General features: G+C 62.6%; 13 protein-coding genes and 1 pseudogene. 10 read left to right on the top strand and 4 right to left on the bottom strand.

All coding sequences use genetic code 11. From position 1 onward, the window contains the following. Nucleotides 1–23: 23 nt before the first annotated feature. Both SK1NUM_RS08720 and SK1NUM_RS08715 read right to left on the bottom strand, forming a co-directional pair. Nucleotides 24–437, bottom strand: coding sequence for a peptidase associated/transthyretin-like domain-containing protein (locus SK1NUM_RS08720; protein WP_212321213.1), 414 nt, complete (start codon nt 435–437; stop codon nt 24–26). A 10-nt stretch (nt 438–447) separates the two neighbouring features. Beyond that, nucleotides 448–1,302, bottom strand: a complete 855-nt coding sequence (locus tag SK1NUM_RS08715) for a trypsin-like serine peptidase (RefSeq protein ID WP_212321204.1) — start codon at nt 1,300–1,302, stop codon at nt 448–450. A gap of 372 nt (nt 1,303–1,674) precedes the next feature. Here SK1NUM_RS08715 and rplS point away from each other — a divergent pair, with 372 nt between their 5' ends. The 7 genes from rplS to dprA all read left to right on the top strand — a co-directional run bounded on the left by rplS (nt 1,675) and on the right by dprA (nt 6,889). Further along, the gene (rplS, locus tag SK1NUM_RS08710) at nt 1,675–2,025 is read left to right on the top strand and encodes a 50S ribosomal protein L19 (RefSeq protein WP_212321202.1); all 351 of its coding nucleotides are present in this window, start codon (nt 1,675–1,677) and stop codon (nt 2,023–2,025) included. A 72-nt stretch (nt 2,026–2,097) separates the two neighbouring features. Continuing rightward, complete coding sequence (gene lepB / locus SK1NUM_RS08705; RefSeq protein ID WP_212321200.1) at nt 2,098–2,883, top strand: signal peptidase I; 786 nt, start codon at nt 2,098–2,100, stop codon at nt 2,881–2,883. Between the two features lie 5 nt (nt 2,884–2,888). Continuing rightward, nucleotides 2,889–3,491 (top strand): ribonuclease HII, encoded by a 603-nt coding sequence (locus SK1NUM_RS08700; protein ID WP_396020935.1) that lies wholly within the window; start codon nt 2,889–2,891, stop codon nt 3,489–3,491. A gap of 5 nt (nt 3,492–3,496) precedes the next feature. Then, nucleotides 3,497–3,808: a DUF2469 domain-containing protein gene (locus SK1NUM_RS08695; RefSeq protein ID WP_212321196.1), complete on the top strand. Its 312-nt coding sequence runs from the start codon at nt 3,497–3,499 to the stop codon at nt 3,806–3,808. Nucleotides 3,809–3,870: 62 nt separating this feature from the next. Continuing rightward, entirely contained in the window at nt 3,871–4,245 is a 375-nt protein-coding gene (locus tag SK1NUM_RS08690) for a YraN family protein (RefSeq protein WP_212321194.1), read from the top strand. After that, nucleotides 4,242–5,777 (top strand): YifB family Mg chelatase-like AAA ATPase, encoded by a 1,536-nt coding sequence (locus SK1NUM_RS08685; RefSeq protein ID WP_212321192.1) that lies wholly within the window; start codon nt 4,242–4,244, stop codon nt 5,775–5,777. Before SK1NUM_RS08690 ends, SK1NUM_RS08685 begins: the two co-directional genes overlap by 4 nt. After that, on the top strand, nt 5,777–6,889 hold the full coding sequence (dprA, locus tag SK1NUM_RS08680; RefSeq protein ID WP_223927978.1) for a DNA-processing protein DprA: 1,113 nt from the start codon (nt 5,777–5,779) through the stop codon (nt 6,887–6,889). The genes SK1NUM_RS08685 and dprA overlap by 1 nt, the downstream gene beginning before the upstream one ends. 179 nt (nt 6,890–7,068) lie before the next feature. On the opposite strand, the gene SK1NUM_RS08675 is transcribed toward dprA, so the two are convergent. Further along, entirely contained in the window at nt 7,069–10,446 is a 3,378-nt protein-coding gene (locus tag SK1NUM_RS08675) for a hypothetical protein (protein ID WP_212321188.1), read from the bottom strand. Nucleotides 10,447–10,501: 55 nt separating this feature from the next. Next, nucleotides 10,502–11,602, bottom strand: coding sequence for an SH3 domain-containing protein (locus tag SK1NUM_RS08670; RefSeq protein WP_212321186.1), 1,101 nt, complete (start codon nt 11,600–11,602; stop codon nt 10,502–10,504). 499 nt (nt 11,603–12,101) lie between these two features. Here SK1NUM_RS08670 and SK1NUM_RS08665 point away from each other — a divergent pair. From SK1NUM_RS08665 to ilvC, 3 genes and pseudogenes are all read left to right on the top strand, one after another. Beyond that, a pseudogene (locus tag SK1NUM_RS08665) lies at nt 12,102–13,841 on the top strand (acetolactate synthase large subunit); the annotation flags it as partial. Further along, a complete protein-coding gene (ilvN, locus tag SK1NUM_RS08660) occupies nt 13,838–14,344 on the top strand; it encodes an acetolactate synthase small subunit (RefSeq protein WP_212321182.1) in 507 nt (168 codons plus the stop codon). The pseudogene SK1NUM_RS08665 and the gene ilvN, both read left to right, overlap by 4 nt. Before the next feature lie 28 nt (nt 14,345–14,372). Continuing rightward, nucleotides 14,373–15,404, top strand: coding sequence for a ketol-acid reductoisomerase (ilvC, locus tag SK1NUM_RS08655; RefSeq protein ID WP_212321180.1), 1,032 nt, complete (start codon nt 14,373–14,375; stop codon nt 15,402–15,404). Nucleotides 15,405–15,450: the final 46 nt, after the last annotated feature.

Genomic DNA, 15,450 nt, shown 5'->3' with positions numbered 1-15,450 from the left:
TCTCAGCGGATAGGGAAAATTGCCTACAGCTTGTGGACGGTGAATGTCTGCTCGAACCTGTCGGCCTGAGGCACCTCCACCGTGGCCTCTGCCACCTGATAGACCTGCGGGTCGCAGGTGATGGTGAGCTGCTGGGTCCCGTATCTCAGCCATGCCTCGAAGTTTCCCGAGGAGTTGGTCATGATAGCCAGCTCCCTGCTGTCCCCCGCGATGGTGATCATGCAGTGTTCGACTGCCGCGCCGGTCTCGTCGACGACAGTGCCCACCAGGCTTGCGGCAGTGCGCGGTCCAGTCGGCAGGGGAGAATTCGTGTCGCTGACCGGGCTTGCCTCAACAGGTTCCGGTTCCTTGGCCGGGACGGCCTCTCGCGAGCAGCCAGCCATTCCCAGCAGGCAATAGCCGAGCAATAATCCAGCGACCAGCGCTTTGGCTCGCATGAGGGGAGCCTCACCTGAGGTTCAGGATCACGCTGTAAAGGCTTTCGCTGATCCGGGTGCCGGCGTTGTACTCAGCGGGGCACAGGTCATTGCTGCCCCTCTCGCCGACGCCATAGGCGTGGATCGCTATCGCGAAGAAGCGATTCTGAAGGTACACAGGTGATCCGCTCTGGCCCCCGATGGTATCCGTGTAATAGCACAGCTGGTTCGGCTGGCTCGTCTTCACCGGGCCGGCCATGCCCCAGAGCTCTCCCGCGGGCTTGTCACCGGGGTAACCGTGCAGTTCAGTCGGGTCGCCGTCGTAGCCTGCCTGGCGCCACATCAGGCCGAACCAGCCAGTCTCATCCCCGACCGAGCGGTCCAGTTTCACAACACCCCAGTCGAGTCGGCTGTCGCCGTCGGAGACCCACTTGGCGTCGCTCCACCTCTCAACAGCCTGTGCGGTGTCGAAGGGCCTTTCAGCACCGTTTGCTCCCGGGCTGAACTGGAGTCCGGAGTACCAGGCCTTCTTCTTGGGGTTGTAGAGGCAGTGCCCTGCGGTGACGAGCGTGTCCTTGGAGATCATCCAGCCAGTGCAATGGGGCTGGTCCTCGTGGCTGATGTAGACCACGGCGGAGTTTGGGAAGGTCGTGGTGTCGGTCAGGTGCACTCGGCCGTCATCACCGATAATGCTGGAGGGCGTGTCCCCCTTGATGTTCGGCAGCGTATAGCCGGAATCGTCACTGGATTCTGGCTGATCATCCGATGCCGGGGCATTGAGTGGCTCACCGGAGGAATCTATGCCGACTGGCGTTGCCTGCAGCGGTTCTTCAGCGGTGTCAGCTAATGCTGGTCGTGGCAGGAAACTGGTGCTAAGAAGCGCCACTACCAGTGCTATTTTCCCTGTGATTGAGTTGCGAATCATTGCCATTGCAAGTAACCCCCTTTGATTTTCACGTACACGATCACGTGAACTTGACGCTACGTGTGGTCCATGGATGCGTCAATGGCGTGTCACCAACCTGGCAGGCAGGGTCAGCATGGCCGGTGAGAACTCCGATGTCGTGGCTGTGCGCTGAGGCATTGGGCCGCCGGTAGCATTAATGGTTTTCAGCGTCCTGGGCCTGGTATGGCATACTCTTTTCTCGTTGCCCATCGGGCAACCCACGCTGCGCTGGTTCCTGCCACAGGGGGTCACTGGTGGAGCGCGGGCAGGAACCACTACCGCGGTGACCTGTGGCACTGACGAGGACACATCATGACCAATCCGCTGATCAAGGCCGTCGACCAGGCAGCCCTGCGAACCGACATCCCTGATTTCCGTCCGGGCGACTCTGTACGCGTGCACGTGCGGGTCATTGAGGGCAGCCGCTCGCGTATCCAGGTGTTCGCCGGTGTTGTGATCGCCCGCAACGCAGGTGGTGTCCAGGAGGCTTTCACCGTTCGCAAGGTGAGCTTCGGCATCGGTGTGGAGCGCACCTTCCCCCTGCACAGTCCGATCATCGAGAAGATTGAGGTCGAGCGCCGGGGCGACGTGCGCCGCGCCAAGCTGTACTACCTGCGTGGCCTGCGCGGTAAGGCGGCCAAGATCAAGGAAAAGCGCTCCTGAGGGTTTGGCCCGCGCATGTAGGGTGATTCCCGGCGGCGCGGGCCGCTGGCATTTTTCAGGAAGGCTATTGCGTTGGACAACACCGAAGAATCCAGCACTGAGGCCGCTCAGGAGAAACCACGATCTTTCGCACGCAGGCTCTTCAGTGGAGTGGGCGAGATTGCCATCATTCTTGTCGGCGCGCTCTTGATCTCAACCCTGGTGAAAGGGTTCGTCACCCAGGTGTTCAGTATCCCAAGCGGCAGCATGGAGAACACTCTCAAGGTGGGTGACAGGGTTCTAGTCGCCAAGTTCGGTGGATTCCAGCGAGGCGACGTGGTGGTTTTCGAGGACCCAGCGCATTGGCTGTCGGGACCGCAGCCTGAGCACAGCGCATTCGAGAAGACGCTGGAGTTCATCGGCATCCTGCCGAACCCAGGAGGCGGATACCTCATCAAACGGGCAATCGGCATGCCAGGGGATCGTGTGACCTGCTGCACGGCTGAGGGTGCCATCACCGTGAACAACGTGGCTCTGGACGAGTCGCAGTATCTCTACTCCGAGAATGGGGCACAGGTCGCCCCGTCGAATGTTCCATTCGACGTCATCGTCCCGGCTGACCGTATCTTCGTCATGGGAGATCATCGCAACGCATCAGCGGATTCCCGCTGCCATCTGAGAGACACATCAGATGGTGGTACCCCGGGCACTGCGGCGTTCGTGCCCACCAGCAAAGTGGTCGGAGCGACAGTGGCTGTTGTCGCTCCTCTGGACCGATTATCGACGTTCCGGGTGCCAGAGGCTTTCTCGAAGATCCCCAAACCTGAGCGGGAAGTCCCCGCGGAACCGACCATCATCGAGGCCCCAGCCGGGTGCTAGCGGGTCTGGACAGCTACGAGAGGCTACTGGTAGCAACCGGGCTTGGACCGGTCGCCGGAGCAGATGAGGCAGGGCGAGGTGCCTGCGCAGGTCCTCTGGTGGCTGCTGCCGTCGTCTTGGATCCGGCGCGCCCCATCGCGGGACTCGATGATTCCAAGGCGATTAGTCCAAAACGCCGTGCCGGACTCTGTGACCTGATACTGGAGCGTGCAGCCGCTGTCGCCTGGAGCCGGGTCGAGCCTGCTGATTGCGACTCCCTGGGGATGCACGAGGCCGATTTGCAGGGGCTTCGGAGGGCTGTCGCCCGGCTGGAGATACGACCGGGATTCGTCTTGACTGACGGTTTCCCTGTCAATGGCCTCGGTGCGCCGGGGCTGGGCGTCTGGAAGGGTGACAAGGTGGTTGCCTGCATCAGCGCAGCCTCCATCGTCGCCAAGGTTCAGCGCGATGCGATCATGATGGCCTACGAGCAGGAATACCCTGGCTATGGCTTCTGGGTGCACAAGGGGTACTGCACGGCTGCTCACAAGAGAGCTCTGAAAGAGTTGGGACCCACCCCTATCCACCGGCTCAGCTACTCGTGTGTGCCAGATGCGGCTAGAGTGTGAGAACCATGAGCGCGGAAGACCTGGAACAGTACGAGAGCAAGCTGGAGCTTGATCTCTATCACGAGTACAAAGATGTAGTCAGTATCTTCACGTATGCTGTGGAGACCGAGCGGCGTTTCTACCTGTGTAATGCAGTGGATTTGAAAGTGCGGACTGAGGGTGGTGATGTCTACTATGAGGTCTCCATGGGCGATGCCTGGGTGTGGGACATGTACCGTCCAGCACGTTTCGTCAAGAGCGCGAAGGTCCTGACTTTCCGTGACGTCTCCATTGAGGAGATCGCCCATTCCGACTTCTCGGTTCCCGACCAGAACTGACCCTGTGGAAAGCGTTCGTTGAACCTCACCTCCTGCCCAGAGTGTGGGCAGGAGGTGATCTTGTGGTTGTTCGTGGAAAAGCCCGTGCCATCGGTCAGATCGGGGAGGAGCGGGCCGTTGAGCATCTCGTGGGTCTTGGCTGGCAGGTGCTGGACCGGAACTGGCGTTGCAACGAGGGTGAGCTTGATGTCGTCGCCCATGACCCACATGCTGGTGCTCTGGTGTTTGTCGAGGTGAAATGCCGCTCAGGGCTTGGATTCGGGGATCCGCTTGAGGCAGTCACGTGGCGCAAACGCAGCAAGATCAGGCAGCTCAGCCTGCTGTGGCTCGCCGAGCACAGGCTTCGGGCAGACCGGTTGCGCATCGATGCGATAGGCGTGTTGTTGCAGCCCGGGCGGAAGCCTGTGCTCAGCCATGCCCAGGGGATAGACGAATGAGCACCGCACTGGCCTGGTCGGTGGCGCTCAACGGACTGGAGGGCGCGATGGTCGAGGTAGAGGTGGCCGACGGCGGTGGCCTGCCCCGCACGGTGCTCGTTGGACTCCCGGATGCCGCGTTGTCGCAGGCGAAGGAACGGGTCAGAGCCGCGGTGACAGGGGCCTCGCTGCCATGGCCAAGCGGCCTGGTCACCATCAACCTGTCTCCCGCGAATCTTCCCAAGACCGGCACTCATTACGATTTAGCCATCGCCACGGCTGTCCTTGCGGCTATCGGCAAAGTGCCGCTGGAAGCAGCGAAGAGCCACGTGTGCCTCGGTGAACTGGGACTGGACGGCAGACTGCGCCGGGTCCCGGGAATCCTTCCCGCCCTGCTCGCGGCTGCCAGGAACGGATTCGATAAAGCCATCGTTCCCGCAAGCCAGGAGGCTGAGGCTGGTCTGGTGCCGGGCATCACGGTATGGGCGGTTGGGCATCTCAAAGATCTCGTCGCAGTGCTCAACGGGGAACCACCGATGGGTGGCTGGGACGCGCCGGTTGAAGAAGATCAGGGCCCCTGGGAGCGGCCCACGCTGGACTTCCGGGAAGTCCAGGGGCACCTCGACGGCCGGTGGGCAATGGAAGTGGCTGCCGCAGGACGGCATCACGTCTTTCTGCATGGTGCTCCCGGAGTGGGTAAAACCATGCTGGCTGCCCGGCTGACCAGCATCCTGCCTTCCCTCGACGGGGAGGAGGCGGTCGAGGTATCAGCTCTGCACTCACTTGCCGGGATGGACCTGAGCGGAGGGCTTCTCATCGATCCGCCCTACGCGGACCCACACCATTCTTCATCGCCGGCCTCGATTATCGGCGGGGGAGCGCGACTAATACGTCCTGGCTCCATCTCCCTGGCCCACCGGGGAGTGCTGTTCCTCGATGAGGCCCCGGAATTTGGCGCTCGCATCCTTGATGCGCTGCGCACACCACTGGAGTCCGGCTGGGTCACCATCGGAAGGGCGGCTGTGCAGGTGCGTTATCCGGCTCGGTTCCAGCTGGTGCTGGCCGCCAATCCATGCCCCTGCGGCTTCCACGGGGTGGTGGGCCGTGAATGCCGCTGCTCGCCGATGATGGTTCGCCGCTACCAGGAGCGGCTGTCAGGTCCGATCATGGACCGCATTGACATCCGGCACCACATGCTGCCTCAGCATCGCTCGTTCCTGGGTGATGCTGAGGACCAGCCAGAGTCCAGCGCCGATATCGCCGCTCGTGTCCTCCAAGCGCGGGACCGGCAATTGAGGCGTCTTAGCGGCACGCCCTGGCGGACCAATGGCGAGGTCGCTGGCCCCTGGCTTCGTTCGCAACTGCCGCTGCCTAGGGATGTCTCCCCGCTGGAACGAGCATTGAACCGGGGCCTGATCAGTACCCGTGGCGTTGACAAGGTGCTGCGGTTGGCGTGGACCATCACGGATCTTGCGGAAGAGGACCAGATTTCTGCGTCCTCGCTGCGGGTGGCCATGCAGCTGCGGCAGGGAACCCTGCAGGAGGCCGCGTGATGGATGGCGGAGAACGACTGGCCCGCATGGCCCTGTGTGCATTGCAGATCACTGCTGATCCTCAGCTAGCACACTTGGTTGAGATCCATGGAGCCTCCGAGGTATGGGAGGCCATCCGCAGGCAGGGCGACTCCACAGCCTTGGGACGCCGGGCTCAGGCCGTGGATCCAGCAGTCCTGGAGACCGCGACCTCTCACGTAGGCGCCACTTTCCTCATCCCAGGTGACCAGCACTGGCCTCAGGGATTCGCAGACCTTGGCGTGTGCCAGCTCGGGGACCAAGGCGGGCTGCCAATGGGGCTCTGGGTGGCGGGGAATCCTGAACTGCTGGTGAGCTCACGGGCTGTGGCCGTGGTGGGGTCACGCGCCGCGACCAGCTATGGCTCACACGTTGCTGGGGAACTTGCAGCAGACCTGAGTTCTTCCGGGTGGCCGGTGGTCTCAGGACTGGCTTTCGGGATCGACAGTGCCGCACATCGTGGCGCTTTAGGGATCGGAGGACCGACCCTCGCGGTGATGGCCACGGGAATAGACAAGACCTACCCTGCCAACCACAGCGGACTGCGGAACCAGATCCAGGCCAGCGGCGTGGTAGTCACGGAGCTGGCTCCCGGGACTCGCCCGCTGCGGGCCAGTTTTCTTGGCCGTAACCGGTTGATCGCTGCTCTCAGCGCAGGAACCGTGGTGGTGGAGGCAGGTGCTCGGTCTGGAGCGCGGAACACCGCGTCCTGGGCCGCGGAGCTGGGACGTGTCGTGATGGCAGTGCCGGGACCCGTCACCTCGTCTTTGTCTCTGGCCCCGCATCATCTGATCCGGGAAGGTCTGGCGACACTGGTCACATCAGCCTCAGACGTGACAGCGCTGTTGTCGCCGCTGGGGGTTCAGGAGGAGCTGCCGTTGCGTGGTGATGACCAACCCATCGACACCCTTTCCCCTGCTCTCAGATCTGTCAGAGAAGCCATCCCTGCGGGAGCGGCTATGGGGGCGGCCGAGCTCGCGGTCGCCACGGGGATGACAGTCCCCGAGGTGATCGCTGCCGCAGCAGAACTCACGGAGCTGGGCTGGCTTGGGTTCTCAGATGGAGGATGGCGACTGCCGAGACGAGACCGCTGATCCAGCCGGGCTCTGGCTAGCTGCAATGCCACATCAACCTCGCCTGGTGGCATGTCCGTCCTGGTCTGCCCAGTACTGCGCAGAAAGCCGCAGCGCCGATCGGACAATGAATTGTCAGCTACCAAAGTTTGGCGGTCCCGCTGATAGGGGTGACCCCTATCAGCGGGATCCTGCCCAGGTCACAGCCGCCAGGCGACCTGCCTTCCGATCGTTCCCCACAGCAATTTGGGATCCTGGGACAACTCTTCAATGCGAGACAACACCGAGGTGCGTCGTTCGGCAAGTCCTAGGCGATGTGCGGTGGTCTCATGCAGCTCGTTGGAGGTGAAGGCGTCGATCGCGCCAAGGGCGGTTTCTAGACGAGCCAGTTCAACCTCCCGGAGCGCCGCCACGCGCTCGGCGTACCAGCCCGAGTCCAGTACGTCATCACATGCGAACATCTTCCGGAACCGGGCGTCATCCAGGCTCAGGCCCTCAGCGGTGCGTCCAGTGGCCATGATCTCGAGCAGGGCCCGCACTGGGGGAACCGCCAGGGCGATGGTCCCGTCATCGAGGTAGGCCTTGGCAACCCGGGCGTGCGTGGCCGAGATGGTGCGCACCGATTCCGCGAACACCTCGGGGTCCTGCAGTTCGGGTCGGAGCATCTCGGGAGTGAAGACGACGTGTGGGTGCATGAAGATCCGCCCGAAGTACTTGGTTGCGAACTTCTCCGTCATTCGGTAACCCAGGCGGGAGGCGAGGATCAACTCACCATCGATCTCATAGTCCTGGACGCGCTCCAGGCATCCCTCCCCGAGGAGATTCACCGCTGAACGCTCTGAATCCGACATCCGTGAGAACACCTCCGGCACGAGAAGGCTGATGTCGTGATCGACGCGGACGTGCGGTCCCACCACACCTGCGCTGGAGAGCCAGCCGTCATACCCGGTCAGCGCAAAAGACAAGAAGGCAGCATTCAGGTCAATGACGGAGGGCAGCGAGTTGAACGGCCCCTTCGTCATAGCACCCTCTGAGCCGGCTCCCGTCGTGGAAGGCGACTTGCCAGTCATGGAACTGATGAACTCCATGAACAGCTCTGGGAGTTCCATGTAGTGCAGCGGGGAATAGGCACACAACGGCGGGATGTTCTCCTCAGCAGCGTTGTTCCGGCGGCCTGCCGCCACCACATCGACCGGCAGCCGTAGGTCCTGGCCCATGGGCAGTTTCCGGTACAGGCGGGCCGCCAGCTCAGCCTCCGCGGTGCGCTTTGGATCGGCCACATCAGGACGCTGCTGTAGGTAACGGGGATTCTTGGAACGCCCACCATCAACCAGGCGTGTGTGAGCTGAGCTGACAACCCACGCGGGCGATGACTCGGGTGAGGCCGCGAACGAACGGATCAGCTCCTGCATGGGAGCTGTGAACTGGCTGAATTCAACCGCGTTGTCCACCAGAGCCTGGGCGTCCTCCCGGGAGAGCGGTTCGAAGTTGGACAGGAACGTGCCGGGCTGTGCGATATCCCGTTCCGCCTGTTTGTCATAGCCGCGGTGAATCGCGTCATCAGGTCGCTGGAACAGCAGCTGTTCGCAGTTGGTGACGAATTTCCGGGAGAAGGCCGCATCTGACGCCCGCGGGGGAGCCACGATGCTGGCGGTGATGTCGTCCTCGGTCTGCACCTTCGCCGCGGGATGGAAATCGTGGCGCAGCCCAAACAGCCGCCAGGCACCGTCGGGGGCAAAACCCACCCGCAGCATGTTGACCCGGATCTTTTCACCATCGAGACGCAGAGAACTTCCCTGACGGCCGTTGATGATGCCAACTGTGAAGTGACTGGCCCAGTCCTTGCCCCAGGCAGGATCGTAGAACCGTTTCACCACGAAGACGAGTTCCTTAATGTGGTGAGGAATCGCGTCCAGCCAGGCGTTGTAGTCGTCGTTGTAATCGCGGCTGGGGGTCAGGAGCTTGATCACCGAGCCCACGGAACGTTTGTCGGACAGCACCGGGCGGGCGTCATGGCCGTTCCTAGCCGGATCTGCGAAACGGTGACTGAAATCATGCTCCAGGATGCGGCTCACCGCGGCCATATCTTCATCAAAGTCACGTACGTAGGCATTGCCTGCGATAAATGCATCGGTGATGGCCTTGGAGATCTCCGATTTGCCGCCACCCGAGACCGTCGCCGGTTTGTGGCAGTGCGTGGAACGGGGGGCTGTGCCGACGAGAGTCCACTGGGCGCCGTCAGCCTCAAGGTGATGCAGCTGGACCAGGTAGCCGTCTGGGCCGACGTACGTCTTGTCGGCATGCAGCGGGATCCGGCCCGCCACGCCGTCCACCTCCCAGGTGACCGACTGGTCACGCAGGCTATAGGTCGAACGCCCGGGAACCAGCACAATGTGCTCGTTCTCGTTGTCCAGGGCATGTCCTTCGGGCTGGGGGATGAAACGTCCGGGGTCACGGGCCACGATGTCGGCCAGCTGGTAGCTAGGACCCGCATAGTTGTCGGTGAACTGCTGGCCCAGGTTGTAGCGCGGGAAACAGATGGCCCCTCCCGCGTGCTCTTCCTCTACCAGGCCAAGCAGGTTGGCCGAGTAGCTGATCTGGGCCTTCACCTCTTTTTTGCAGTAGCCAAAGTAGTTGTCCGCGATGATGGTGACGATCACGCCGCGCTCGTCGCGGGCGCACACCTTGAAGGCACTGCCGCCGTTGTAGAGCTCCTCGGGGTCTTTCCAGCACATGCCGTCGCGACGGTGCCTAGCCGTTGCGTCGTCGAAGTGCGGCAGCCCCAGCTCCCGTTTGGTGAGTTTCGTCAGGTGCGGGGCCAGGATCACTGCGCCGGTGTGCCCAGTCCAGCCCCTGGGCCTCAGGGATGCGTCGTTCTCGGGCAGGTAGGGATCGCCACCATTGCCGAAGATACCTTCCACGAAATCGAGGTTCGCCACCAGGGTCCCGGGGGCGAAGAACCGCACCTCCAGGCTGCGTTCCCGGGCGAATCCGGGGACGTGGGGGACCACCACGGGACGCAACAACAGCGACACCCAGGCGCGGGAGGGCTCCTCGTCGGCCGCACAGTAGGGGAGGATCATCGCATCCGCGGGCGGATTCAAAGCGTGTTCAAGCAGGCGGCCATAGACAGCCCGCGGAACAGCCAGCTTGTCGTCCTGGACAGCGATACCACCCTCAGCGACGTGAAACACCCCTTTGGTGGTGCGCCGGTCATTGCGGGGGTTGTGCAGCACGCCGTTCACCAACCGATAGCTACTCAGGTACTCCGACGAGAACTGATCCTCTCCCACCGGCAGAGACATCGCCCTGGCCAGGCCAGGCTGATCCAGTACGAAGGTCTGCCTGGGAAGCCTCGGCGAGGTGTCTGTGCCCTCCAGGTATGAGTCCAGGAAAGCCTGGATTCTGCCGTCGACCGCGGGCAACCTATGCGACAACCGCCGGTCCAGCTCTCGTTGCCGCGCGAGTATCGGCTGCACCAGGCCGGGTTCCCCGGCGTCTCCTACGGCCTCCGGCACCCGCAGGCCCAACAGGTGTAACCGGAGGTTGATGGCGGCGTTTGCTGTGGTTTCTACCATGGGCTCAACTATCCTCCCTGAGCCCCGATCTGCCTACTGCCGGGCAGGATTGATCTCAGCTGATGATCTGATAGCTGATCTTCGCTACTCCTTGCCGGGTGTCTGCTATGGCTTTGAATGCGCCGGTGGTCAGGTCGAGGCAGCGGCCAGACACATACGGGCCGCGGTCGTTCACCGTCACGTCGACGGTCTTGCCGTTGGACAGGTTCATCACCCTCAGCTTGGTGCCGAAGGGTAGCGACTTGTGGGCGGCCTTCATCGCCCACTGATCGAAGGACTCGCCGGAGGCAGTGGCTGAGTCATCGCTGTAGAACGAGGCCTGACAGGTCTCGCCACCCCCTCCCGAGGAGGATGCGGTGGGTGCGGTCTCCGACAGGTAGCGGGCAGTGACCCAGCGCACCGCCCCCTGCCACACGATCTGGGCGCGGCCACCCGAGACGGTGCCTGTGACCTTGACCTCAGAACCCTTCGGCGCCATTCCTGCGAATCGGTTTCCGCTCGTCCCTGTCCACAGGTTGAGGTCGCTGGTTGCCCAGCGGGACCCAATGGTTTCAGGCGTGGTGGTGGGGGAGACAGATTCAGGACTGGGGGTGGGGGAAGTGGATTGGGTGGGTTCGGTTGAACTTAGGTAGCGGCTTGCCACCCAGGCTGTGCCGTCTCCCCAGGTGATCTGGCTCCACTGTCCGGAGACCTGGCCGGTGAGAGTCACCTGGGTGCTCTTCGACAGGACCGTCTGAATGCTCCCGGTGAGCCTGGGCGCGCTGCGGGCATTGAGCCGTGTCGTCGTCCAGGCAGAACCACTTGCGCCAGGGCGGGAGGCAGACTCACGGACCTCCTGGGCAGTGGCGACGTAGGCAGCCGCCACCCAGGCTTTCTCGCCCCGCCAGGTGACGGGAATCCAGCCGTTCGACGCAGAGCCGCGGACAGTCAGGGACTCGCCACGGTAGAGCACCCCGAGACGGGAATGGTCAGTGCCTGGACCGGAACGGATGTTCACAGCCACCTTCGCGGTGATGCTGTTGCCGGCAGCTGCCTCAGCCCGGTCGTCAGGGAATACGGCAGGCATCGCAACCGTCAACAGGGCGGTCAGTGCCAAACCTGCCGTTGAGTCGCGCAGCAGCCTCAGGGTGCGGCCTAGGCGTGGGGAAGCGGTCATCTTTCGCCCTTTCTCATGGAACTGGACTGGGGCAGTGTGGAACGTTAGGAAACCGATGGCTGAGGTCTCAAGCAAGAAATGTTGGGCGATTCGTCCCATTGACGGATAATCCCTAGTCAAAACGTGGTTCTCTAAATCCTGTGAGGGGGCCGGAAACCCTCTAGCGGTGCTCGAGGTTCAGGGTTTACGCGTGCTCAGATGTCCTGGGTGCTGCCGGAACGGGCGGCAGCTGGGCACTGGCGTTCCCCTGGCTGCCCCTGAGGAGCTAACCGGTCCGGAGTCAACTTCGAGATGCGGGGTGGTCTCAGCATTCAGGACGCGTGGGCATCGCAGCTTGACAGCAGTCCAGCATCCCGCAATCCTTGGATGCATGATCAGTAGTCAGCTCGTAATCGTCTGACAACGTTTCGACTTCTTGTCGAGACGTTCCCTCGCGTGCCCGATGGCACCGAGGGTTTTTTGTTGAACGAAGCAGTTCCGGGCTGCAACCGAAGGGAGAGCGATGTCCAGGGCAGACGGCCAGTTGCTGACGGGTGCGCAAGCGCTCGTCGAGTCTCTCGAGCGCGTCGGGGTGGAGGTAGCCTTCGGTATCCCCGGCGGGGCGATCCTGCCCGCATACGACCCGCTGTTCAACTCGAAGATCCAGCACATCCTGGTGCGCCACGAACAAGGCGGCGGGCATGCCGCTGAAGGCTACGCCATCGCGAGCGGGAAGGTTGGGGTCTGCCTCGCCACCTCCGGCCCGGGGGCGACGAATCTTGTGACTGCGATCGGTAACGCCTACATGGACTCCACGCCACTCGTGGCCATCACCGGTCAGGTGAACTCCACGGCCATCGGCACTGACGCTTTCCAGGAGGCCGATATCCGCGGAATCGTGATGCCCATCACGAAACACAGCTTCCTGATAAAGCACACAAAAGACATTCCACTGGCCATCAAAGAGGCCTTTCACATCGCCTCCACGGGACGTCCCGGTCCCGTGCTGGTCGATATCGCAAAGGACGCACTCGCAGCCAAAGCCCCATTCCACTGGCCTGAGGCGCTCGACCTGCCGGGGTACAAACCCACCGTCAAGCCACACATCCGCCAGATCCGGGCTGCTGCGAAACTGATTTCCCAGTCGAAGCGGCCTGTCCTGTACGTCGGTGGCGGGGTTGTCAGGGCCGAGGCCTTCAAGGAACTTGCTGCCCTGGTGGACAAGACCCAGATCCCCGTCGTCACCACGCTGATGGCTCGTGGTGCCCTCCCGGATTCCCATCCTCTGCACATGGGGATGCCGGGGATGCATGGGACCGTCGCTGCGGTGGGTGCACTGCAGCGTTCAGACCTGATCATTGCCGTCGGCACCCGCTTTGACGACCGGGTCACAGGCAAACTGGACTCCTTCGCGCCTGGCGCGAAAGTCATCCACGCCGATATCGACCCCGCCGAGATCGGCAAGAACCGGACGGTGGATGTCCCCATCGTGGGCGATTGCCGCCAGACGCTCGCCCTGCTGGCTGATGAAATCGATCGCGTCCCCGACGATGCCGCCTGGGTGCAAACGCTGGAGAAGGTCAAGGAGCGCTACCAGCCTTGCTGGGAGGAGGCGCCAGACGGTGAACTGTCTCCGCAGGAGGTCGTCCAGCGCATCGGACAACTCAGCCCGGCTGACAGCATCTACGTCACAGGGGTCGGTCAGCATCAAATGTGGTCTGCCCATTTCCTTCCCCATGAACAGCCCATGAAATGGCTCACCTCCGGGGGTGCGGGAACCATGGGATTCTGTGTGCCCGCGGCCATGGGCGCCCAGGTCGCGCAGCCCGACAAAGTGGTGTGGGGCATCGACGGCGACGGCTGTTTCCAGATGACCAATCAGGAACTGGTCACCTGTGCCCTCAACCGGATACCCATCAAGATCGCGGTCATCAACAACCACACCCTAGGCATGGTCCGGCAGTGGCAGACGCTTTTCTACGACTCCCGTTACTCCAACACCGACCTCAACACCGAGCACCTCCCGAACTTCCCGATGCTGGCCGAGGCGATGGGATGTGCCGGGCTACGTGCGACCAATGAGACCGAGATGGACGAATGCATCGCCAAGGCCCTGGAAATCAACGACCGCCCCGTCGTGGTGGAGTTCGCCGTCCACAAGGACGCCATGGTGTGGCCAATGGTGGCGGCAGGGGTCAGCAACGATGAAATCCAGGTGGCCCGTAACATGGCCCCAGTGTGGGAAGAGGAAGAACTGTGAGCACGCACACCCTTGGAGTCCTGGTCTCCAACAAGCCAGGTGTCCTTACCCGGATCGCAGCGCTCTTCTCCCGCCGCGGTTTCAACATCGACTCGCTGGCCGTCGGGCCGACTGAACGTCCGGAGATCTCCCGGATGACGGTGGTGGCGTCAGTTGAGGATGACTCCGCCCTGGAACAGATAGTCAAGCAACTCAACAAGCTGATCGAGGTCCGGAAGGTCCTGGAGCTCGGGCCGAACACGGTGTGCCGTGAGATGGTGCTTGTTAAGGTCCGTGCCGATGTGCATACGCGCAGCCAGGTCATCGACGTGGTGAATCTGTTCCGGGGGAAGGCCGTGGATGTCAGCCCTGAGTCCGTGACAATCGAGGCCACCGGAAGCTCCGAGAAACTTGCCGCCTTACTGGAGATGCTTTCCCCACACGGCATTCAGGAACTCGTGCAGTCCGGGCAGGTGGCCTTGGGCCGCGGTGTCAGGACCCTTGCCGACCACAAATCCAAATAATTCACCAGAAAGAGTGAGGAAACAGAAAATGGCTGAGATGTTCTACGACTCAGATGCCGACCTGTCTGTCATCCAGGACCGAAGCGTCGCCGTGATCGGCTATGGCTCCCAGGGACATGCGCATGCATTGAGCCTGCGTGATTCCGGGGTCGATGTCCGCGTCGGCCTGCGCCCTGGTTCCAAGTCCATCGCGAAGGCCGAGGCAGAGGGGCTGCGTGTTCTTCCCGTCGCGGAGGCCGTCGAGGAGGCCAACCTTGTTATGCTCCTCGCCCCAGACCAGGTGCAGCGCAAACTCTACGCAGAAGAGATCGCTTCCCACCTGGTTCCCGGCGATGCCCTGTTCTTCGCGCACGGTTTCAACATCCGTTTCGGCTACATCGAGGCGCCAGAGGGTGTCGACGTCTGCATGGTGGCCCCCAAAGGGCCAGGACACTTGGTGCGCCGCGAGTACTCCGAGGGCAAGGGAGTGCCGGCCATCATTGCTGTCGAGGTGGATGCCACAGGGAATGCCTGGCCCCTGGCGCTTTCCTACGCGAAGGCCATCGGTGCCTTGCGTGCAGGTGGGATCAAGACGACCTTCACCGAGGAGACGGAAACCGACCTGTTCGGCGAGCAAGCTGTGCTCTGCGGTGGTGTCTCAGCCCTCATCCAGTCGGGTTTCGAGACTCTCGTCGAGGCCGGCTACCAGCCTGAGGTGGCCTACTTCGAGTGCCTGCACGAGATGAAGCTGATCGTTGACCTCATGTACGAGGGTGGTATCGCCAAGCAGCGCTGGAGCATCTCTGACACCGCCGAGTTCGGTGACTACGTCTCCGGGCCCCGCATCATCGACTCCCATGTCAAGGACAGCATGAAAGCGGTGCTCGCTGACATCCGATCGGGAGCCTTTGCCAAGCGCTTCATCGACGACCAGGAGGCCGGGGCCCCCGAGTTCAAGGAGCTGCGCGCCAAGGGTGAGGCCCACCCGATCGAGGCCACCGGCCGTGAGCTGCGCAGGCTCATGAGCTGGGTCAAGGACCACGGCACCGATGACTACGTGGAGGGCACGGCCGCTCGCTGATCCCAACGCCGACAACGGGTGCCCGTTGTCGTCGGCGGGCACCCGT

The sequence above is a fragment of the Arachnia rubra genome, assembly GCF_019973735.1.
Taxonomy (GTDB): domain Bacteria; phylum Actinomycetota; class Actinomycetes; order Propionibacteriales; family Propionibacteriaceae; genus Arachnia; species Arachnia rubra.
The sequence above is the reverse complement of the archived record's forward strand: the minus strand, read 5'-3'. Positions and strand labels throughout refer to the sequence as shown.